Raw genomic sequence first — 20,030 nt, forward strand, 5'->3', positions numbered from 1 at the left:
GGGCCAGCCCCCGGACCCCCGCTCCTCAAACGCCGGAGGGGCTGAATTACCGCGGCTCGGGGGTCTGGGGGCGGAGCCCCCAGGAACGGGATGGGACGGGTAGGGGCGGCGGGGGCGAAGAAAGCTCTCCTACGCCCAGAGTTGGCCCTGCAGCGCCTCGATGGCCGCCTCCGTCGTCGGGGCCGTGTAGACGCCCGTCGACAGGTACTTCCAGCCGCCGTCGGCGACGACGAAGACGATGTCGGCCGGCTCGCCGGCCGTGACCGCCTTCCTGCCCACCCCGATCGCGGCGTGCAGCGCCGCCCCCGTGGAAACGCCCGCGAAGATCCCCTCCTGCTGCAGCAGCTCACGCGTGCGCGTCACCGCGTCGGCGGAGCCGACGGAGAAGCGGGTGGTCAGGACGGAGGCGTCGTACAGCTCGGGAACGAAGCCCTCGTCCAGGTTGCGCAGGCCGTACACCAGATCGTCGTACCGCGGTTCGGCCGCGACGATCTTCACGTCCGGCTTGTGCTCGCGCAGGTAACGGCCGACGCCCATCAGCGTGCCCGTCGTGCCCAGACCCGCCACGAAGTGGGTGACCGAGGGGAGGTCGGCGAGGATCTCGGGACCCGTCGTGGCGTAGTGGGCGCCCGCGTTGTCCGGGTTGCCGTACTGGTAGAGCATCACCCAGTCCGGGTGCTCGGCGGAGAGCTCCTTGGCGACCCGTACGGCCGTGTTGGAGCCGCCCGCCGCCGGGGACGAGATGATCTCGGCGCCCCACATGGCGAGCAGGTCCCGGCGCTCCTGCGAGGTGTTCTCGGGCATGACGCAGACGATGCGGTAGCCCTTGAGCTTGGCCGCCATCGCCAGGGAGATGCCCGTGTTGCCGCTCGTCGGCTCCAGGATCGTGCAGCCCGGCGTCAGACGGCCGTCCTTCTCCGCCTGCTCGATCATGTACAGCGCGGGGCGGTCCTTGACCGAGCCGGTCGGGTTGCGGTCCTCGAGCTTCGCCCAGATCCGCACGTCGGCGGACGGCGAGAGCCGCGGCAGGCGCACCAGAGGCGTGTTGCCGACCGCTGCGAGCGGGGAGTCATAGCGCATCAGAGATCAGCGGCCCATCAGGCCATGCCGCCGGCCACGGCCGGCAGGATCGTCACGTTGTCACCGTCGGTGAGCTTGGTGTTGATGCCGTCGAGGAAGCGGACGTCCTCGTCGTTGAGGTACACGTTCACGAAGCGGCGCAGCTCGCCCCCGGCGGCTTCGTCCACGATGCGGGACTGGATGCCCGTGTGGCGGGTGTCGAGGTCGGCGAAGAGCTCGGCGAGGGTCTTCCCGCCACCCTCGACGGCCTTCTGGCCGCCGGTGTAGGTGCGGAGGATGGTGGGGATGCGGACCTCGATGGCCATGGTTGCGGGCTCCTGTCGGGAGAAGTCAGTCAGTGGGCGCGCGGCAGCGCGGAATTGCGTGGTGGTGTTACGCGGGTCTGCGCCGCGGCTCACGGCCGTACGGCGGCAGGGGTCAGCACGGACAGAGGGCGCTGTTCAGCCTGCACAGGTCGACGTGCAGCCGCGCCACGAGCAGCATGCCCGGCGTCTTCTCGCTCACGTCATGGGAAACCATGGGGTCATCGTATCGATTCCCCCGGGGCCCTCCGGAGTGTGATTCCACATGGTGGACGCGTTTCGACCGACAGGTGAGATTCAGTAGGCCTCCACGACCTTGACCTCCTCCTCCGTCACCTCTCCCTCCACGATCCGGTACGAGCGGAACTGGAAGTCGCCGAGCCCGTCCGTGTCCGCCGTCGACACCAGTACGTAGTGGGCGCCCGGCTCGTTCGCGTACGAGATGTCCGTGCGGGACGGGTACGCCTCGGTGGCCGTGTGGGAGTGGTAGATGACGACCGGCTCCTCGTCGCGGTCGTCCATCTCCCGGTAGAGCTTGAGGAGATCGCCCGAGTCGAACTCGTAGAACGTGGGCGAGCGGGCGGCGTTCAGCATCGGAATGAAGCGCTCTGGACGGCCGGAGCCGGCCGGGCCCGCGATGACACCGCACGCTTCGTCGGGGTGGTCCTGGCGGGCGTGGGCAACGATCTGGTCGTGCAGGGCCCGGGTGATGGTGAGCGACATGCGGCAAGGATACGAAAGGCCATACGAAGGGCCCGCCCGGCGGTCTCCCGTTCCGGTGCGGGCCCTTCGCAGGGGCCGGTGCGGGCTTACTTGGGGTCGAGCGCCAGGTCCCTGTCCGACGAAGCCTTGCGGTGGGACAGTCGGTAGCCGATGGCGAGGACCACGAGCCAGACGGCGAACACATACAGGCCGAGCCGGGTGTCGCCGTCGGACGCCATCAGGCCGACGACGGAGGCGAGCGCGGCGAGGGCGATCCAGTTCGTGACCGGGGCGCCGGGCATCCGGAAGTCCGCGGCCGGGAGGAGTCCGGCGCGGACCTTGGTGCGGTAGCGCAGGTGGGCGGAGAGGATCATGGCCCAGGTCCACAGTCCGGCGCAGGTGGCGACCGAGGTGATGTACAGGAACGCCTTGTCCGGCGAGACGATGTTGACGATCACGCCGATGCCCATGACGAGCGCGGAGGCGACCAGCGCGGGCAGGGGAAGCCGGCGGCCGCTGAGCCTCGCGGCCGCCTTGGGGGCCTCGCCGTTGACGGCCAGGCCGCGCAGCATGCGGCCGGTGGAGTAGATGCCCGAGTTGCAGGAGGACAGCGCGGCGGTGAGGATCACGAAGTTCATGATCCCCGCGGCGCCGGGGATGCCTACCGCCGCGAAGACCTGCACGAAGGGGCTGACACCCGGGGAGTACTTCGTCCAGCTGTAGACGGACAGGATGACGATCAGCGAGCCGACGTAGAAGATGCCGATGCGGACCGGGAGCGTGTTGATCGCCTTGCGGAGGGTCTGCTTGGGGTTCTCGGCCTCCCCCGCGGTGATACCGACCAGCTCGACGCCGAGGTAGGCGAAGATGACGCCCTGCATGGCGAGCATGGCCTGCCAGGCTCCGTTGGGCGCGAAGCCGCCGTCCGCCCACAGGTGGCTGACGGAGGCGGTGTCACCGACGGAGGAGAAGCCGAAGGTGAGGATGCCGACCCCGATGACGATCATCGCGACGATCGCGGTGACCTTGATCGTCGAGAACCAGAACTCCAGCTCGCCGAAGATCTTGACCGAGACCAGGTTCGCGGCGAAGAGCACGACCAGCGCGACGGCGGCGGTCGTCCAGACGGGCACGGAGGGCCACCAGTAGTTGATGTAATGGCCGGCCGCGGTCACCTCGGACATGCACGCGGTGACCCACAGCGCCCAGTACGACCAGCCCGTGACGAAGCCCGCGAAGGGGCCGAAGAACTCACGGGCGTAGTCGGCGAAGCTGCCCGAGGTCGGACGGTAGGTGAGCAGTTCGCCCAGGGCCCGCATGATGAAGAAGATCACGACGCCGGCGATCGCGTAGCAGGCGATCAGACTGGGGCCGATGTTCGCGATGCTGGTGCTGGATCCGTAGAACAGACCGGTACCGATGGCGCCGCCGATGGCGATCATCTGGACCTGACGACCGTTGAGCCCGCGCTGGTACCCCTCTGCGGGGGCGTCGCCACCCAGGGCCTCACTGCCGTCGTGCTGCTCGTCGACCTGCGACGAGGTCATGTTGGTACGCCTTTCTCCATGCCGATCCGAGCCGTCCGTGCGACTTCGGATCGGGTCGCGATCCCCCCGGATTGATGGAGCGTGTGCCTGACCGGCGATCCGCCGGCTCCGGTGGCGCACCCGACCGGACATGGGTGGTGTCCCGTCGGGCGGTCGTGAAGATCTATCACGGCAGCATCGGCGGTCGGACACGGGACACGTGACGCACGACACGAGGAGGAGAGGACAAAGTTCCCCTCGGCCCGCAAAGCCGACCGCGGCGGTGACATGATCGTTATTCGGATTTGAGCACCTCCTGAGCGAACGCGCCCGACATGAGCGAACACATCGGATTCGTTCGCGAGCGCGAACGAAAAGCTCAGATCTTGATCAATTCGATGGCCTCCGTCCCTCCAAGATCTATAGCGTCTTGCCCCGTGAGAGCCCGCGATGCGGTGGCCGACCAACCACCGGGGTTCTCGCGCAGAGCAAGCAACTCAAGGGGATTCAATGAGGCTCAAGCTCGTTTCCGTCGCCGTTCTCGGCTCGCTCGCACTGGGCGCCACACCGGCAATCGCGCAGACGCAGGCACAGGAGACCGGTCCGGCGTCCTCGAAGGCGATAAACACTCCGAAGATCGACACCTGGCAGGACATCGCCGCCGGCAAGTGCTACTACGGCGACCAGGAATCCTGCGAACTGCTCATCAAGGGCCTCAAGATGAGCAAGAAGACCAAGAAGTGCCTCGTCAACGCTTCCGTTGCGGCCGCAATCCAGCTCGTCGTCGGCCGCTTCAACAAGGAGCTGGCGAGCAAGGTCTCCAAGCAGGCTGTCGGCGCGGGGGCGACTGGCTGCATCACCGCTCTGGTCAACTGAGCGGACCGTACGCACCGAGCGGGCCCCGTCGCACTCCGCGACGGGGCCCGCTCCGCGTGTCTCGTGATGAACGCGTCCGCCGTCGGACGCCATGACCGCGTTCGGTGGCGGACGCCGGTCCTCACTGCATGAGTGTCTCGACGAGCGTCTCCTGGAGTCCGCCCAGCCACAGGTACGCCATCACCATCGGCTTGCGCGGATCCTCGTCCGGCAGCCGGTAGAGGAGATCGGTGTCCTCCTCGTCGACGACGTCGAGCCGGGAGCCGATCGCCAGGCGCAGGTCGTTGAGGGCGCCGAGCCACTGCTTCGCGTCCTCCTCGGACAGCTTGAGGACCGCGCCGCCCCCGCCTTCGCCCCCTCCCCCGCCCTCGACGGTCAGCGCGTCCAGGGAGCGGATCACGGCGAGGGCGTTCTCGCGCTTGCCCGCGCGCAGATCGTTCTCGGTGAAGCGGCGGAACTCCGCGGAGTGGACACGCTGCTCCTCCACCTGCTCGGGCGAGGTGGCCTCGACCTCGGGGCCGCTGTAGGCGTCCGGGAAGAGACGCTGCAGTACGGGGTCGGAGGGCGGCTCGCTCGGCCCGTCCGCGAACAGTTCGGCGAGCGGGTCGTCGGTAGCGTTCTCCGCGGGCCCCGGGCCGATGAGCTCCAGGAGCTGGACGGCGAGCGAGCGGATGATCGAGATCTCGACCTCGTCGAGAGCGACGGCCGCGCCGCCGCCGGGGAGCGGTTCGAATTGTCCTGGCATGGAGTGAGTTCGCTACTTCCGGTACTGCTCGCGGTTGCCGGTTGTTTCCGGTCCTGCGGGCCCTCGCCCGCTATTTCCGGTCCTGCTGGAGGGTGGCCCACAGACCGTAGCCGTGCATGGCCTGCACGTCTCGCTCCATCTCCTCGCGGGTCCCACTGGAGACCACCGCACGGCCCTTGTGGTGGACGTCGAGCATGAGCTTGGTGGCCTTGTCCTTGGAGTAGCCGAAGTACGTCTGGAAGACGTACGTCACATAGCTCATGAGGTTGACCGGGTCGTTGTGGACGATGGTCACCCAAGGGACATCCGGCTCAGGTACGGCGGAGACCTCCTCGGCCGACTCGGTCTTTTCGATCTCTAGGGGTGCGGGAGCCGTCACAAGGCCCATGCTGCCACCTGTGAGGGGTACCCGGCCAAACGGACCCACAAATCGTCAGAGTGACGAGATGGGGGGTAGCATTCTTGCCATGCCGCCATCCGGGGGACAACCTCCCGGACCCCCGCCGACAGCGGGGGCGCCCCCACGCGTGATCGCTAGGAGACCTTGAGTGAACGCAACGGACTTGGGACTGCCCGTGGACGTCCCGTCGACAGCGCTCTTCACGGACCACTACGAGCTGACCATGCTGCAGGCCGCCCTGAAGGGCGGGACCGCCGACCGACGCTCGGTCTTCGAGGTCTTCACTCGCCGGCTGCCGGAGGGACGCCGCTACGGCGTGGTCGCGGGGACCGGACGCGTGCTGGACGCCGTCGAGAACTTCCGGTTCGACTCGGGCGTGCTCGGCTTCCTGCGTCAGCGCCACGTGGTGGACGAGCCGACCCTCGATTGGCTGGCCTCGTACCGCTTCAGCGGCGACGTCTGGGGCTACCCGGAGGGCGAGGTCTACTTCCCGGGGTCGCCGATTCTGCGGGTGGAGGGCTCGTTCGCGGAGTGCGTGCTCCTGGAGACCGTGATCCTCTCGATCCTCAACCACGACTCGGCGATCGCGGCCGCCGCCTCCCGGATGGCCTCGGCCGCCGGCACCCGGCCGCTGATCGAGATGGGCGCCCGCCGCACGCACGAGCTGGCCGCCGTGGCAGCCTCGCGCGCGGCGTACGTCGGCGGCTTCACGACCACCTCGGACCTGGCCGCGGGCTTCCGCTACGGCATCCCGACCGTCGGTACCAGCGCCCACGCCTTCACGCTGCTGCACGACAGCGAGCGGGACGCCTTCCAGGCCCAGGTGAACACGCTCGGCCGCGGCACGACGCTCCTCGTCGACACGTACGACGTCGCCGAGGCGGTCCGGAGCGCCGTCGACATCGCCGGGCCCGAACTCGGAGCGGTGCGCATCGACTCCGGCGACCTGCTGCTCGTGGCGCACCGGGTGCGGCAGCAGCTGGACGAGCTGGGCGCCACCGACACGAAGATCATCGTGACCTCGGACCTGGACGAGTACGCGATCGCCTCGCTGGCCGCGGCGCCCGTGGACGCGTACGGCGTGGGCACCCAGCTGGTGACGGGATCCGGCCATCCGACGTGCTCGATGGTCTACAAGCTCGTGGCCCGTGCCGAGTCGGCGGACCCGAAGGCTCCGCTCGTGCCGGTGGCGAAGAAGTCGACGGGCGGCAAGACGTCCATCGGCGGCCGCAAGTGGGCCGCCCGGCGGCTCGACGAGGACGGGACCGCGGAGGCCGAGGTGATCGGCACGGGAGCCGTCCCCGCGGAGCTCGCCGACCGTCAGCTGCTGGTCGAGCTCATAAAAGGCGGCCAGGTCATCGCCCGCGAACCCCTCGACGCCGTACGCGACCGGCACGCCGCGGTCCGCGCGAACCTGCCGATGTCGGCGATCCAGCTGTCCCGCGGGGAAGCGGTGATTCCGACGGAATACGTCTGAGTACGCCCCGCGTACGCCCGACGCGTACGCCCGGGTGCGCCCGCGGAATAAGCCCGAGTACGACCGTTCGGGCCCGAGGGGGCGAAGCTCCGGACATGGGGGTACCCGGGACACAGCTCCGGCCATTCTCTACTCGAACGGGAATGAACAGGAGGTGAGTGGGAATGCAACGGCAGCGTCCGCCCCTCGCCTTCGGAAGCCGAATGCACCCTCCCGCTGTGCCCGCGCACTCTCTAGGCTCGGTCCTACCGGCCGGGCCCGCACCTCTCGCCGACCGCCTGCCGAACCGAAGGACACCGACATGCGCCGCGCACTGATCGTCGTAGACGTGCAGAACGACTTCTGCGAGGGGGGCAGTCTCGCGGTGACCGGGGGTGCCGACGTGGCCGCCGCGATCACGGAGCTGGTCGGTCAGTCGACCGCCGGCTACCGCCATGTCGTGGCCACCCGCGACCACCACATCGCCCCCGGCGACCACTTCGCCGACCACCCCGACTACGTCCACTCCTGGCCCGCGCACTGCGTGGCGGGCACGGAGGGAGTGGGCTTCCACCCGAACTTCGCGCCGGCGGTCGCCTCCGGCGCGGTCGACGCCGTCTTCGACAAGGGCGCGTACACGGCGGCGTACAGCGGCTTCGAGGGCTCCGACGAGAACGGCGTGCCGCTGGCGGACTGGCTGCGCGCCCGCGGGATCACCGAGGTCGACGTGGTGGGCATCGCCACCGACTACTGCGTCCGCGCCACCGCCCTGGACGCGGCCCGTGAGGGCTTCCGTACGCACGTTCTGCTCGACCTCACGGCCGGAGTGTCCGAGGACACCACCGAGCGGACCCTGGAGGAGCTGCGCGAGGCAGGCGTGGAGCTGTCCGGGAAACCAGTGGTCTAGGGGTCCAGGACCTGTCCGGCGGATCAGGTCAGGCCCTAGAAGCCCTGAGGCGTCGCGCTGCGGCGCATCAGGGTGCGGATCGGGTGCCACAGCTCGGCGGTGACACCGCTGTCGGGCGCCGTGCGCCATACGAGACCGTCAGGGTGATGCAGGACCGCGGTGATCTCGTCCGGTGTGGGCGGCTGGCCGTTGCCCCGCAGGTACACCGCGCGCATCCCGAGGTTGCGCAGCCGCGTCAGGGCCCGGGCCCGGTTCTGGGCGTGCACGAGCACCCGCACCGCACCGGCGCCGCCGACGGTCGGGCTGGGCAGGTTCAGCGCCACCACCACCGTCCCGTTCGGCAGCTTGCAGAAACCTCCTGCGGCCATGCGGTCACACCCCCGTGAGAACTGGTGTCAATAAGAGAGCCACAGGACGCACCTAAACACGATCGGCCGCAACCCGCCAGGGGGTCACGGCCGATCATGCTCTGACCTGCGTAAACGCGCCTTACTTCGTCGCTGCGGAGACCTTCACCGTGATCGTCGAGCCCCAGCGGGACTCCTTCACGATCGCGATCTTGGTGTTGGTGTCAGTGATCTTGACACCACCGGTCGGGTTGCTCACGTCGTAGTACGTGTTCTTGCGGTCGTTGAAGATCCGGTTGCCGGGGAGCGACTTGATCTTCGTGGCGACGTCCGCCTTGTGCAGCGTGATGCCGTCCGTCCGGAACGAGCTGAACGGCGAGTCGTAGGACTGGACGCGGTTGCGCATCAGCGTGCCGTCGGACCACTTCAGCGGCGCCGGGTGGGCGTCCACCGGCAGCACCAGACCCGTGCCGGGGTGGACGCTGGTGTTGTTGTCCGCCTGGGAGGTGTCCCACTTCCAGATCAACAGGCCGTTCTGGTACGGGAAGTGCTCGACCCAGGACGGACGCGTCGTCGAGAAGCCGAAGTTGTACGGGCCGACCTCGAGGGTCTTGTCGTACGACACGTACTGGCGGTTCTCGGCGATGTAGTACTGCGCGTAGTCCTTGGTGAACGAGGCGCCGATGCGCGAGAAGCCGTTCGCCGTCCAGGCATTGTCCGCGCTCTCCGCGTCGTCGGAGAAGACCGGGGCGCCGTCCGCGGTGACCGCGATCGAGTCGGCCGCGAAGCCCTTCTGGGCCACACCGCCGTCCGTGGCGTAGCGGAAGCGGATGTCGACCTTCTTGCCCGCGTAGGCGTTCAGCGGGTACGAGAGCTTCTGGTACGCCTCCACCGTGCCGGTCAGCGCGGGCTTGTCGCCGGCGTCACGCGGGATGGCGGTGCCGTTCGCGGTGCCGTCGATCGGCGTCCAGTTGGCGCCGCCGTCGGTGGAGACCTCGGTGTAGAGGTAGTCGAAGTCCTTCTCGATGTCCCACCAGCCGTCGAGGGTGAGGGTGGCGGAGGACTTGCCGGTCAGGTCGACGGAGCGGGAGAGGGTGTTGCGCAGGTCGTCGCCCATGCCGCTCCACCACTGCGTGGCGCCCTGAGCCGGGGTGACGACCTCGGTGGTGACGGGCTTCTGGGGCAGCTCGACCACGAGGGCCTGCGCGTTCTTGGTGTTGTACTCGGCCACGCCCAGCGTGTGGGTGGACCGCGTCGCGGCCTTGGCCGTGTCGTACTTCAGCCAGCCGAGCTGCAGCTTGTCCCAGGCGGTCATGTCGCCGGGCAGGTCGCCGATGCTGTCCTCGCCGGTACCGAGCCAGGAGCCGGCGGACATCAACGTCCAGAAGGCGGTGGAGTTCTCGCCCTTGTTGGTGGTGTCGTAGTGGTCCGGCAGACCGAGATCGTGGCCGTACTCGTGGGCGAAGACGCCGAGTCCGCCGTTCTCCGGCTGGATGGTGTAGTCGCCGACCCAGATGCCGGTGTCGCCGATCTGGGCGCCGCCCAGCTTGTTGTTGCCCGGACCCGTGGAACCCGCGTCGGTGCCGAACGCGTACCAGCGGTGGGCCCAGATGGCGTCCTCGCCCTGGGCGCCGCCGCCTGCGGACTCGTCCTCACCGGCGTGCACGACCTGGAAGTGGTCGATGTAGCCGTCAGGCTCGTTGAAGTCGCCGTCGCCGTCGAAATCGTAGCGGTCCCACTTGTCGTAGCCGGCCAGCTGGGCCTTGATCTCGGCGTCCGACTTGCCCGCGGCCTTCTGCGCGTCGACCCAGGCCGAGACGCCGTCGCTGACGACGTTCCACACGCTGGAGCAGTTGGTCTGGCCGCACGCGTTGTTGCCGTAGCGGGCCTCGTTGTAGGGCACCTTGACCCAGTCGGAGACCGTGCCGTCGACCGAGTAGCGGCCCGAGGACTGCTTCTCGTAGTACTTCTTCATCGACTCGACACCCTTGCCGGTGCCGAAGTAGAGCTCCTGGAAATGCTTCTGGTTGTAGTCCGCCTGCCAGGCCGTGCTGTTGTCCTTGGTGCGGTCCGGCTCGGCGATCTGGTTGTGGGCCGGACCCGCCGTGCCCCCGTAACGGCTGTCGACCTTGTCGCCGAACTCCACCAGGATCGTGAAGATCTGGTCGGTCTTCTCCCGGCCGAGCTCCACGTACTTGTCGTTGCCGAGCTTCACGACCTGCGAACCGCTCCGGCTCTTGACCGTGGCGTCGCCGGATATGACTCGCTGCAGCGCCTCTTCGCGCTGGGCTTCCTGGCGCTCTGTCAGGGGGCCCTTGAGGTCGTGCTCGGCGTGGTCCTCGGCCTGCGCCGGGTCCTGCCGGTTCGCGGCGGCCGTCGGCCTGTCGCCGGAATCGGCCTGCGCCACCGCGAAGGTCGAGAACGTGGCCGCGGCCGCCGCGACCGCGACTCCCACCGCGGTCGCTCTGAACGTCCATGGTCTGCTGGTCACTTGAGGCAGTCCTTCCCTGCGCCTGGGCGCGCGGAAGCGAGGGGGGTCCTGGTCATGGATTCCGCGCGCGCTCTATGCGCGTCACAAGTGACGACATTTGACCGGAGTCTCGGCTGAAAAGACAGATCTTGACTTGAGCAGGTCAAGTGCGGTACGGCGATTTGACGGAACGTGACATGAGGCGCTCGCCCGCGACCGGATGGACGGTGTCCCGCTCAGCGGGCGCGCTCGACTGTCCAGGTAGTGGACGCCATGACTCCGTGCGCCCCCTGTGCACCGGCGCCGTGGGTTAGGTCACGCTTACCGCTCGTTCCGCTCGGGCAGACAGGCGAATAGGGTCGTTTGGCGGAGCGCCGAAAATCAGTGAATCGCCAAGTCGACACCGTTGTCGCACCCCTGTTTCTTATCCACAACCTCCCCCCAAGGCGAGAGGCGCGGGGGGAGACCCCCGACCCGAGGAATGGTCATGCCTCGTCCGACCGCCGCACAGATCGCCTACGGCTCCTGCACCGTGATCTTCTGCACACTCGCCATGTTGCTGCTGTCACAGACGAGTTCGGGCCCGGGGATCGTGGTGATCGTATTCGCCGCCCTCGCTCTCGGCCTCCTCGTGGCCATGACGGTCCCGGTCCAGAAGCCCACCCCGGCAGCCGCGCCCGTCGCCAAGGAGCGTGGCGCCGAAGCGCGTTTCGCCCAACGGATTCCCGCGCGCCGCGAGACCGTCGCCGCGTCGGCCGCCGCGTCCAGCGCGCCCGAGCCGGTGCGCGAAACGGCGGGTCCGTGAGGCGCGGAGCCGCTTCCCGCCACTGACGGCCTTGCTCGACTCGCCCAACCCGCTCGATTCGCCCAACCCGCTTTACTCGCCCAACCCGCTTATCCCGCTCAACTCGTACTGACCACAACCGTTTTGGCCGCCTTGTCGTGAATGCCCTGCTTATAGGGCTTGTCGAAGAAGCTCCAACCACCCGCGATCGCGGTCCAGATACAGGCGCAGCAGAAAGCGAACGGCACCCACAGGACCAGCGCGCGGACCAGCGAGGTCTGCGCGGAGGGCGTGGCACCGTTGTCGAGGTTCGCCACACGCAGGTTGAGCAGCCTCTTGCCGAGGGTCTGCCCGGTCTGGGTGGTCAGGAAGGTGTCGTACGCGACGTAGAGGACCGCGGCGATCACGGACTGGCCGAAGGACTTGCCGTACTCGATGTTCTCCCCGTCCACGTTGTACTCGTTGACGTTGAAGCCCCACGCCACCAGCCACACCACGGCACCCACGAGGACCATGTCGATGAGTCGCGCGAGGATGCGCTTGCCGCTGTCGGCGAGGGGCGGCATCCCGGCCAGCGGGTCATTGCCGTAGGGACCGCCGCCGTAGGGGTCACCGGCGTAGGGCGGAGGCGTGGTGTCGCCCGGGGGCGGGGTGTCGTACGGAGAGCCGCCCCCCTCGTCGGGTGGCGGCTGCGGCTTCTTCTTGAACGGGTCGTCTTCCGAAGGAGGCGGCGGCTCGGTCGTCATACACCGAGTCGACCGCGAAGGCTCCGTCAGCGCAATGGGCGGGCGGCCGTCCGGGGCATCGGCCGGCCAACCCCTCAGCCGGCGACGAAGGTGTGGGCCGCCTTGTCGTGCCAGCACTGGTGCCACGGGCGGTCGAACAGGCACCACAGGACGCCCAGGACGCCGATGGCGAGCACCCCGGGGACGCTGTAGACGAGCCAGCGGCGCAGGGCCGCGCCGAACGACGGGGGTTCACCGCCCTCGATGTCCCGCACCTGCAGACCGCACAGCTTCTTGCCCAGGGTGCGGCCCCATTTGGCCGTGGGCAGCGCCTCGTAGAGGACGCCGAAGACGAGCAGGACGGCGAGGACGATGCCGAGGTAGCCGGCCGTGGTGCCGTCCAGCAGCCAGACCGTGACGGTCTCGCCGGACTGCTTGGCCGCGTCGATCTTGTCGTTGATGTGGTCGATCGCCTTGGTGCCCAGCGGCACGGCGGCCGCGCCGGTGACGGCGCCCAGCACGAGCGTGTCCACCAACCGCGCGGCCAGCCGCTTTCCCAGTCCTGCGGGACGCGCGGACGCCTGCGCTCGCGCGGCGGCCTGGAAGGGGTCTTCCGACACCGGCTTCCACGGGACGACGGGCTGCTCGCTCTCGGGCCCGGCAAGGCGGTGCACCTGCTGGGCCCAGGAGGGCTGTCCGCCTCCGTCGCCCGGAGACATGGGGGTGGACTGCTGGGGGTTGGAGGAGGAGGCGGACGCGGGGGCCGGGGAGGACGGGGAGGCAGGCGAGTTCGGGGAGGACGGGAAAGCCGGTGAGTTCGTGGACTGGGCGGGTACGGAGGGGGTTTGCGGGCCGGATGCCGCCGCGGCGGCTCCCTGGGACAGGCCCGCGCGACCGACGGCTCCGCCGGCGGACGAGCCCCCCTTGGCCGAACCGCCGGTCGTCGAGTCGCCCGTGGTGGAACCGCCCGTGCCCGGTTCCCCGCGCTGCCGTCCCGGGCGCGGGACGGCCCGGAAGGCCATGGTGCCCTCGGAGGCGTGGGGGTTACGGCTGCCGGGGACACCCGGCGCTCCCCCGGACCGGGCCGAGCCGGACGTCGTACCGGAGGCGCCCGCACCGCCCGCACCGGAAGCGCCCGCGCCCCCCGTACCCGCACCGCCGGCATTCCCGGGTGCCCTCTCCTCCGACCCCGTGGTGGGCCGCACCGGCCCCGACGGCCTGCGGAAGACCACCGTGCCGCCGGAGGCCGGGGGTTGGTCGTCCCCGGTGCCCCCGGTGTTCCCGGGGTTCCCGGGGTTCCCGGCATTCCCCGTGTTCCCGGAGTTCCCCGCGTCCTCGCCGGACTTGGGGGACTTGGGGGCGCGGAACGTGACCGTGCCGTCGGTGTGGTCCGACCTGCCCTCCGGCTGGGACGGAGCGGACGGCACGCGGGGGTCGGGGGAACCCCAGGAGACCCGGCGGTCCTGGTCACCGCCGAAGCCGGACTGCCGGGAGCGGTCGGCGCCCCACGCGGTCGCGGGCTCGGGCCGGCTGCCGTGCTGTGCCTCGGCGGGCGACGGCGTACTCGCCGGCGGATCCTCGTCGAAGAAGTGCGGCCCCGTCTCCTCGGTGGCGGCGGGCGCGGGCCGCGCGCCCGAAGGTGCCGGGAGCGGTTCGCCGTCGGACGGCGCCGGGCGGCTGGTGCCCGGCACCCAGGCGGCGCCGTTCCAGTACCGGACATATCCAGGAATGGACGGGTCCGGGTAATACCCTTCGCGGGGCCTGTCGTCGCCGGGGGCCGGGGTTGGGGCGCTCATGTCCGTCGTCCCGTATCTGCTCGGGGGTCGTGTTGGGCATACACATCTATCAGACCCGCGCGCGGGTCATGACGTCTCCCGCCGTACCTACCCCCTTCGAGCAAGGTTCCGTCAGAAATTCCACGAACCCGCGTAATGCTTCGAGCCCCGCGCCCTCTCCCCTCGTACAGGACTGCCCCATAGGCCCCCGAACGAGCGGAAAGGCACACCATGCCGACCCCCACCGTGGTGGAACGCGAGATCGAGATCGGACTCGTCCTCTCGCCCGAGCGCAGCGTCCCCGTCCCGGCGCGGCTCAGCTATCGCACCGACGATCCGTACGCCGTCCACATCACCTTCCACATCGGCTCCGACCACCCCGTGCGGTGGACGTTCGCGCGCGAACTCCTCGTCGAGGGGGTGTTCCGGCCGTGCGGGCACGGTGACGTGCGGGTGTGGCCGACGAAGGCGTGCGGCCGGGCCGTCGTCCTGATGGCGCTGCGTTCACCGGACGGGGACGCCCTGGTCGCGGCACCGGCCGCGCAGGTCTCCCTCTGGCTGGAGCGCACCGTGCGGGCGGTCCCGCCGGGCTCGGAGACCGAACAGCTGTGCGTCGAGGACGGCCTCACCGCGCTGCTGCCCTCGTCGAAGGATGGTGAGTGAGCGCGGGCGTTTTTCGGGGGCCGTCTCAGAACAGCTTGCCGGGGTTGAGGATGCCCAGCGGGTCGAAGGCCGCCTTGATGGCGAGCTGCATCTCCACGCCCACCGGGCCGATCTCGCGCGCCAGCCACTCCTTCTTCAGGATGCCCACACCGTGTTCGCCGGTGATCGTCCCGCCGAGCTCCAGGCCGAGGGCCATGATCTCGTCGAAGGACTCGCGGGCCCGCCGGGACTCGTCGGCGTCGCTCGCGTCGAAGCAGACGGTCGGGTGGGTGTTGCCGTCGCCCGCGTGCGCGCAGACGCCGATGGTCAGGCCGTACTTCTGCGCGATGCGCTCGACACCTTCGAGCAGGTCGCCGAGTTTGGAGCGCGGTACGCACACGTCGTCGATCATCGTCGTGCCCTTGACCGCTTCGAGCGCGCTGAGTGACAACCGCCGTGCCTGGAGGAGGAGTTCGGACTCGGCCACGTCCTCGGCCGGGACGACCTGCGTGGCGCCCGCGGCCTCGCACAGCGCGCCGAGCGCGGCGAGGTCGGCGGCGGGGTCCGCGGTGTCGAAGGCGGCGAGCAGCAGAGCCTCCGTGGTCTCGGGCAGGCCCATGTGCGCCAGGTCGTTGACGGCCTTCACCGTCGTTCGGTCCATCAGTTCGAGGAGGGACGGCACGTGGCCGCCCTCCATGATCCGGCATACGGCGTCACAGGCGGCGGACGCGGAAGCGAACTCGGCGGCCAGCACCAGTTGCTGGGGCGGCTGGGGTTTGAGCGCCAGGACGGCCCGTACGACAATGCCCAGCGAGCCCTCGGAGCCGACGAAGAGGCGCGTCAGGTCGTACCCGGCGACTCCCTTGGCCGTGCGACGGCCGGTGTGCATGAGGCGGCCGTCGGCGAGGACGACGTCCAGGCCGAGGACATACTCGGCCGTGACCCCGTACTTCACGCAGCACAGGCCGCCGGAGGCCGTGCCGATGTTGCCGCCGATCGTGCACATCTCCCAGCTGGAGGGGTCCGGCGGGTAGGCGAGGCCGTGTTCGCCCACGGCGCGGGAGAGCGTGGCGTTGATGACGCCGGGCTCGACGACGGCGATCCGGTCGACGGGGCTGATCTCGAGGATCCGGTCCATCTTGACCAGGGACAGCACGATGCAGCCGTCGGAGGCGTTGGCGCCGCCGGACAGGCCGGTGCGGGCGCCCTGCGGGACGACGGGGACGCGCAGCTCGGTGGCGGTGCGCATGATGTGCTGGACCTCTTCGACGGTCCGCGGCAGCACGACCACGGCGGGGACACCGGCCTCGCAGAAGCTGGCCATGTCGTTGGCGTAGGAGGCCGTGATGTCCGGGTCGGTGAGGACCGCCTCGGCCGGCAGGCCCGCGCGGAGCCGGTCCAGGAGGCTGCCCGGGACTGCCGTGTCTTCATCGGGTCGGGCTTCGATACGGCTCATGATCACAGCGTCGCACCCGGGGCCATCGGTGTGAACCCCGCCCACGACTCCTTCGTGTGTCGAGGTGGTGACCCGATCAGCTTTTCATATTGACGCACAGTAAGCACCATGGAGATCGAACAGCTGCCCCTTCCCGGCGCGCCTGGCCCGCGGCCAGAGCCTCACATCGTGCCTCAGTCGGCGACTCAGCCCGCATCTCAGCCCGAGTCCGAGCAGCCCGAGTCCAAGCAGCCCGAGTCCAAGCAGCCAGAGTCCAGGCAGCCAGAGTGCAAGCACGTGCCTCAGCCGGAGTCCGAGGGCGTGCCTCAGCCCGAGTCCGAGTCCGAGCCCGAGCCCGAAGCGCGGCCGGTGTCCAAGCCCGAAGCGCGGCCCGAGCCCAAGGCCGAAGCGCAGCCCGAGCCCGAGCCCGAAGCGCAGCCCGAGCCCGAGCCCGAAGCGCAGCCCGAGCCCAAGGCCGAAGCGCAGCCCGAGCCCGAGCCCGAAGCGCAGCCCGAGCCCAAGGCCGAAGTGCAGCCCGAGCCCAAGCCCGCCTCTCAGTCCCAGCCTTGGCCTCGGCCTGCGTCGACACGCCGCGGGGGCGCCAAGCGCGCGCTGATCGCCTCCGTCGTGGTCTGTGCCGTGGTCGGTGGTGTGTGTATGGCGATCCTGCCGGAGCCGGACGAGCCGCCGACCGCGCGCGACACGAAAGCGGCGCGGGTGACGGCGGCGGTGAATGCGGCGGTGAAGGCCGCCGGGGCGCCCACCACCGTGCGTCTGCGCGATCTGGCGGCGATGATCAACGACCGCGAGGCACATCTGCGGGCTCATCCGGACGATGTGCGGGCGTGGGCGGTACTCGGGTCGGCGTACGTCGAGCGAGGTGAGCGGGCCGACGAGGCGAAGTACTACCCGATGGCCGAGAAGGCGTTGCGTACGTCGTTGAAGGCGAAGCCGAAGGGGAACGTCGAGGCGTTCCACGGGCTGGCCGCGCTCGCCGAAGCGCGGCACGACTTCCGGGCGGCGCGGAAGTGGGGCGAGGCGGCGGTGGCGGCCTCACCGAAGCGGTGGACGACGTATCCGCTGCTCATCGACGCGTACCGAGGTCTCGGTGACCACTGGGCCGCACAGCGGGCGCTGCGCAAGCTGGCCGGACTGCGGTCCGGGGCGGAGGCGTTGGCGCAGACCGGGCTGGTGTACCGGGACAGCGGCCGGCCCGAGGACGCCGCCGCCGCGCTCTCCGACGCGGTGGCCCTCGCCGCCACGCCCGCGGAGGAGGCGGCCGTTCTCCTACGGGGCGGGGAGCTCGCCTGGGAGCGCGGCGAGCCGGCGACGTCGCTCCGCTACTACGAGGCGGCACTGCGGGCCGCCCCCGGCGAGCACGCCGCACTCGCCGGGCGGGGCCGGGCGCTGGCCGCCCTGGGCCGGACCTCGGAGGCCCTGCGCGCCTACCGGACCGTGCTCACGAAACGGCCGCTTCCCCAATACGCGCTGGAACTGGGCGAGTTGTACGAGTCCCTGGGGCTGGACAGAGCCGCCCGCACCCAGTACAACGCGCTCCGTGCCCAGGTACGCGAGGCAGCCGCGGGCGGCATCAACCACGACCTGGTCCTCGGCCGCCTGGAGGCGGACCACGGCTCCCCCGCCTCCGCCGTCCGTCTCCTGCGCGCCGAGTGGGAACGCCACCCCTCCGCCCAGGTGGCCGACGCCCTGGGCTGGGCGCTGCACCGTTCCGGCAGGAACGACGAGGCGATCAGCTTCGCGTCGAGGGCGACGGACGAAAACGACGGCGGCATGCGCCTCGCCCTTCACACGTACCACCTGGGCGTCATCGAACGCGCCCTGCGCCAGGACTACGCGGCCCGCAGCCACCTCGCGGAGTCCCTCCGCATCAACCCGCACTTCTCGCCGCTTCTGGCCCCGGCGGCGAAGAAGGCTCTTCAGGCGATGGGAGAGCCGCCCGCGGAGGGTCCGGAGGACGTCTACGGGTAACCCTCGTCATCCCGCGGTCCTACGGTCCTACGGTCCTGGTCGATGCTGCGGTCGGGTGGTCCTGGGCGGTCCCGGGGTCGGTCCTACAGATTCCCCCGCTTCTCCTGCTCCCGCTCGATCGCCTCGAACAGCGCCTTGAAGTTGCCCTTGCCGAAGCCCATCGAGCCATGGCGTTCGATGATCTCGAAGAACACCGTCGGACGGTCCTGGACCGGCTTGGTGAAGATCTGCAGCAGATAGCCGTCCTCGTCGCGGTCGGCGAGGATCTTCAGCTCGCGCAGCGTCTCGAGGGGCACGCGGGTGTCGCCGACCCACTCCCCCAGCGTGTCGTAGTAAGAGTCGGGGGTGTCCAGGAACCGGACTCCGGCCGCGCGCATGGTGCGTACGGTCTCGACGATGTCGTTCGTGTTGAGGGCGATGTGCTGGACGCCGGCGCCGCCGTAGAACTCCAGGTACTCGTCGATCTGGGACTTCTTCTTGGCGATGGCGGGCTCGTTGATCGGGAACTTGACCTTCAGGGTCCCGTCCGCGACGACCTTCGACATCAGCGCGCTGTACTCCGTCGCGATGTCGTCGCCCACGAACTCCTTCATGTTCGTGAAGCCCATGACCTTGTTGTAGAAGCCGACCCACTCGTTCATCCGGCCGAGCTCGACGTTGCCGACGCAGTGGTCGATGGCCTGGAAGGTGCGGTGGGCGGGCGGCTCGACGATCGGGTCGGCGGCCACGTAGCCGGGCAGGTACGGGCCGTCGTAACCCGTCCGCTCGACGAGGGTGTGCCGGGTCTGGCCGTACGTGGCGATCGCGGCGAGGACCACCGTGCCGTGCTCGTCCTTCATCTCGTACGGCTCGGCGACCGAGCGGGCGCCGTGCTCGATCGCGTACGCGTACGCGGCGCGCGCGTCGGGGACCTCGATGGCGAGGTCGACGACGCCGTCGCCGTGCTCGGCCACATGCTCGGCGAGGAAGTGGCCCCAGGTGGTGGCGGCCTTGATGACGGAGGTGAGGACGAACCGCGCCGAGCCGTTCTCGAGGACGTACGAGGCCGTCTCGCGGCTGCCGGTCTCCGGTCCGGAGTAGGCGACGAGGCGCATGCCGAAGGCGGTGGAGTAGTAGTGCGCCGCCTGCTTGGCGTTGCCCACGGCGAAGACGACCGCGTCCATTCCCTTGACCGGGAAGGGGTCTGCCTCGCGCACGGTTTCGGGGGTGTGATGGATGGTCTCAGTCATGGCGGCAGGCTCCCTCCGTTCCGCAAGATGCGCAACAGTTCGCGTGTTCACTGAACAATGTGCTCAGCGGATTGCGCGTACGATCGGGCTTTCTGTACAGGATGACCATCTCGGAGGTCCGCATGGCGATCGATCATCTGGATGGCCGACTCATCGTGCTGCTCGCCGAGGAGCCTCGGATCGGCGTGCTGGAGGCGTCCCGGCGGCTCGGCGTCGCGCGCGGGACGGTCCAGGCCCGGCTCGACCGCCTTCAGTCGAACGGCGTCGTCCGCGGATTCGGTCCCCAGGTGGACCCCGCGGCGCTCGGGTACCCCGTCACGGCGTTCGCGACCCTCCAGATCCGGCAGGGGCAGGGCTCGGACGTCCGCACGCACCTGGCGACCGTCCCCGAGGTGCTCGAACTGCACACCACGACCGGCAGCGGCGACATGCTGTGCCGTCTCGTCGCCCGCTCCAACGCCGATCTCCAGCGGGTGATCGACCTGGTCGTCGGATTCGACGGCATTGTCCGGGCGTCCACGGCGATCGTCATGGAGAACCCCGTGCCGCTGCGGGTCATCCCGCTGGTGCGGCAGGCGGCGCAGGACGACGACTGACGGGAGTGCCCGTCGGGCCGCCGTGCGGTGGGTCAGCGGCCTGG

General features: G+C 69.7%; 20 protein-coding genes. 7 read left to right on the plus strand and 13 right to left on the minus strand.

The features are described 5' to 3' along the window. Positions 1–129 precede the first annotated feature (129 nt). The 5 genes from FE633_RS28140 to FE633_RS28160 form a co-directional block, all read right to left on the minus strand. Positions 130–1,080: a PLP-dependent cysteine synthase family protein gene (locus tag FE633_RS28140; protein WP_138047991.1), complete on the minus strand. Its 951-nt coding sequence runs from the start codon at positions 1,078–1,080 to the stop codon at positions 130–132. A 17-nt stretch (positions 1,081–1,097) separates the two neighbouring features. Further along, on the minus strand, positions 1,098–1,385 hold the full coding sequence (locus FE633_RS28145) for a MoaD/ThiS family protein (protein ID WP_119102154.1): 288 nt from the start codon (positions 1,383–1,385) through the stop codon (positions 1,098–1,100). Positions 1,386–1,497: 112 nt separating this feature from the next. Further along, entirely contained in the window at positions 1,498–1,599 is a 102-nt protein-coding gene (locus FE633_RS49555) for a putative leader peptide (RefSeq protein WP_338120073.1), read from the minus strand. An 80-nt stretch (positions 1,600–1,679) separates the two neighbouring features. Beyond that, positions 1,680–2,105: a M67 family metallopeptidase gene (locus FE633_RS28155; RefSeq protein ID WP_138047992.1), complete on the minus strand. Its 426-nt coding sequence runs from the start codon at positions 2,103–2,105 to the stop codon at positions 1,680–1,682. A gap of 86 nt (positions 2,106–2,191) precedes the next feature. Continuing rightward, entirely contained in the window at positions 2,192–3,631 is a 1,440-nt protein-coding gene (locus FE633_RS28160; protein ID WP_138047993.1) for an amino acid permease, read from the minus strand. A gap of 489 nt (positions 3,632–4,120) precedes the next feature. Between FE633_RS28160 and FE633_RS28165 the strand changes: the two genes are divergently transcribed. Next, the gene (locus tag FE633_RS28165; RefSeq protein ID WP_138047994.1) at positions 4,121–4,486 is read left to right on the plus strand and encodes a hypothetical protein; all 366 of its coding nucleotides are present in this window, start codon (positions 4,121–4,123) and stop codon (positions 4,484–4,486) included. 121 nt (positions 4,487–4,607) lie between these two features. Here FE633_RS28165 and FE633_RS28170 read toward each other — a convergent pair whose 3' ends face one another. Both FE633_RS28170 and clpS read right to left on the minus strand, forming a co-directional pair. Beyond that, the gene (locus FE633_RS28170; RefSeq protein ID WP_138047995.1) at positions 4,608–5,231 is read right to left on the minus strand and encodes a DUF2017 domain-containing protein; all 624 of its coding nucleotides are present in this window, start codon (positions 5,229–5,231) and stop codon (positions 4,608–4,610) included. Positions 5,232–5,301: 70 nt separating this feature from the next. Continuing rightward, a complete protein-coding gene (clpS, locus tag FE633_RS28175; RefSeq protein WP_119102148.1) occupies positions 5,302–5,619 on the minus strand; it encodes an ATP-dependent Clp protease adapter ClpS in 318 nt (105 codons plus the stop codon). A 160-nt stretch (positions 5,620–5,779) separates the two neighbouring features. On the opposite strand from clpS, the gene FE633_RS28180 reads away from it, so the two are divergent. After that, a complete protein-coding gene (locus tag FE633_RS28180; protein WP_138047996.1) occupies positions 5,780–7,108 on the plus strand; it encodes a nicotinate phosphoribosyltransferase in 1,329 nt (442 codons plus the stop codon). Positions 7,109–7,409: 301 nt separating this feature from the next. After that, on the plus strand, positions 7,410–7,994 hold the full coding sequence (locus FE633_RS28185; protein ID WP_138047997.1) for a nicotinamidase: 585 nt from the start codon (positions 7,410–7,412) through the stop codon (positions 7,992–7,994). 35 nt (positions 7,995–8,029) lie between these two features. Here FE633_RS28185 and FE633_RS28190 read toward each other — a convergent pair whose 3' ends face one another. Continuing rightward, positions 8,030–8,362, minus strand: coding sequence for a hypothetical protein (locus tag FE633_RS28190; protein ID WP_138047998.1), 333 nt, complete (start codon positions 8,360–8,362; stop codon positions 8,030–8,032). 121 nt (positions 8,363–8,483) lie between these two features. Continuing rightward, a complete protein-coding gene (locus tag FE633_RS28195; RefSeq protein WP_138047999.1) occupies positions 8,484–10,832 on the minus strand; it encodes an immune inhibitor A domain-containing protein in 2,349 nt (782 codons plus the stop codon). A gap of 466 nt (positions 10,833–11,298) precedes the next feature. Between FE633_RS28195 and FE633_RS28200 the strand changes: the two genes are divergently transcribed. Beyond that, positions 11,299–11,616, plus strand: a complete 318-nt coding sequence (locus FE633_RS28200; RefSeq protein ID WP_138048000.1) for a hypothetical protein — start codon at positions 11,299–11,301, stop codon at positions 11,614–11,616. A 98-nt stretch (positions 11,617–11,714) separates the two neighbouring features. Here FE633_RS28200 and FE633_RS28205 read toward each other — a convergent pair whose 3' ends face one another. Further along, entirely contained in the window at positions 11,715–12,341 is a 627-nt protein-coding gene (locus FE633_RS28205; RefSeq protein ID WP_138048001.1) for an RDD family protein, read from the minus strand. A gap of 74 nt (positions 12,342–12,415) precedes the next feature. Then, a complete protein-coding gene (locus FE633_RS28210; RefSeq protein WP_138048002.1) occupies positions 12,416–14,116 on the minus strand; it encodes an RDD family protein in 1,701 nt (566 codons plus the stop codon). A gap of 210 nt (positions 14,117–14,326) precedes the next feature. Here FE633_RS28210 and FE633_RS28215 point away from each other — a divergent pair, with 210 nt between their 5' ends. Beyond that, positions 14,327–14,758 carry an SsgA family sporulation/cell division regulator gene (locus FE633_RS28215; protein ID WP_138048003.1) on the plus strand — a complete coding sequence of 144 codons (432 nt, stop codon included), beginning with the start codon at positions 14,327–14,329 and terminating at the stop codon, positions 14,756–14,758. A gap of 25 nt (positions 14,759–14,783) precedes the next feature. On the opposite strand, the gene FE633_RS28220 is transcribed toward FE633_RS28215, so the two are convergent. Next, positions 14,784–16,199, minus strand: a complete 1,416-nt coding sequence (locus tag FE633_RS28220; RefSeq protein WP_138048059.1) for an FAD-binding oxidoreductase — start codon at positions 16,197–16,199, stop codon at positions 14,784–14,786. A gap of 270 nt (positions 16,200–16,469) precedes the next feature. Here FE633_RS28220 and FE633_RS28225 point away from each other — a divergent pair, with 270 nt between their 5' ends. Next, positions 16,470–18,161 carry a tetratricopeptide repeat protein gene (locus tag FE633_RS28225; RefSeq protein WP_246113862.1) on the plus strand — a complete coding sequence of 564 codons (1,692 nt, stop codon included), beginning with the start codon at positions 16,470–16,472 and terminating at the stop codon, positions 18,159–18,161. 83 nt (positions 18,162–18,244) lie between these two features. Here FE633_RS28225 and hppD read toward each other — a convergent pair whose 3' ends face one another. Continuing rightward, on the minus strand, positions 18,245–19,390 hold the full coding sequence (gene hppD / locus FE633_RS28230) for a 4-hydroxyphenylpyruvate dioxygenase (RefSeq protein WP_138048005.1): 1,146 nt from the start codon (positions 19,388–19,390) through the stop codon (positions 18,245–18,247). A gap of 122 nt (positions 19,391–19,512) precedes the next feature. Between hppD and FE633_RS28235 the strand changes: the two genes are divergently transcribed. Beyond that, positions 19,513–19,986: an Lrp/AsnC family transcriptional regulator gene (locus FE633_RS28235; RefSeq protein WP_171060158.1), complete on the plus strand. Its 474-nt coding sequence runs from the start codon at positions 19,513–19,515 to the stop codon at positions 19,984–19,986. Positions 19,987–20,030: the final 44 nt, after the last annotated feature.

It is taken from the genome of Streptomyces montanus, assembly GCF_005786655.1.
Taxonomy (GTDB): domain Bacteria; phylum Actinomycetota; class Actinomycetes; order Streptomycetales; family Streptomycetaceae; genus Streptomyces; species Streptomyces sporangiiformans.

Coding starts and splice junctions, on each gene's coding strand:
- FE633_RS28140 (WP_138047991.1), bottom strand. CDS start 1,080: ATGCGCTATGACTCCCCGCTCGCAGCGGTCGGCAACACGCCTCTGGTG.
- FE633_RS28145 (WP_119102154.1), bottom strand. CDS start 1,385: ATGGCCATCGAGGTCCGCATCCCCACCATCCTCCGCACCTACACCGGC.
- FE633_RS49555 (WP_338120073.1), bottom strand. CDS start 1,599: ATGGTTTCCCATGACGTGAGCGAGAAGACGCCGGGCATGCTGCTCGTG.
- FE633_RS28155 (WP_138047992.1), bottom strand. CDS start 2,105: ATGTCGCTCACCATCACCCGGGCCCTGCACGACCAGATCGTTGCCCAC.
- FE633_RS28160 (WP_138047993.1), bottom strand. CDS start 3,631: ATGACCTCGTCGCAGGTCGACGAGCAGCACGACGGCAGTGAGGCCCTG.
- FE633_RS28165 (WP_138047994.1), top strand. CDS start 4,121: ATGAGGCTCAAGCTCGTTTCCGTCGCCGTTCTCGGCTCGCTCGCACTG.
- FE633_RS28170 (WP_138047995.1), bottom strand. CDS start 5,231: ATGCCAGGACAATTCGAACCGCTCCCCGGCGGCGGCGCGGCCGTCGCT.
- clpS (WP_119102148.1), bottom strand. CDS start 5,619: ATGGGCCTTGTGACGGCTCCCGCACCCCTAGAGATCGAAAAGACCGAG.
- FE633_RS28185 (WP_138047997.1), top strand. CDS start 7,410: ATGCGCCGCGCACTGATCGTCGTAGACGTGCAGAACGACTTCTGCGAG.
- FE633_RS28190 (WP_138047998.1), bottom strand. CDS start 8,362: ATGGCCGCAGGAGGTTTCTGCAAGCTGCCGAACGGGACGGTGGTGGTG.
- FE633_RS28200 (WP_138048000.1), top strand. CDS start 11,299: ATGCCTCGTCCGACCGCCGCACAGATCGCCTACGGCTCCTGCACCGTG.
- FE633_RS28205 (WP_138048001.1), bottom strand. CDS start 12,341: ATGACGACCGAGCCGCCGCCTCCTTCGGAAGACGACCCGTTCAAGAAG.
- FE633_RS28210 (WP_138048002.1), bottom strand. CDS start 14,116: ATGAGCGCCCCAACCCCGGCCCCCGGCGACGACAGGCCCCGCGAAGGG.
- FE633_RS28215 (WP_138048003.1), top strand. CDS start 14,327: ATGCCGACCCCCACCGTGGTGGAACGCGAGATCGAGATCGGACTCGTC.
- hppD (WP_138048005.1), bottom strand. CDS start 19,390: ATGACTGAGACCATCCATCACACCCCCGAAACCGTGCGCGAGGCAGAC.
- FE633_RS28235 (WP_171060158.1), top strand. CDS start 19,513: ATGGCGATCGATCATCTGGATGGCCGACTCATCGTGCTGCTCGCCGAG.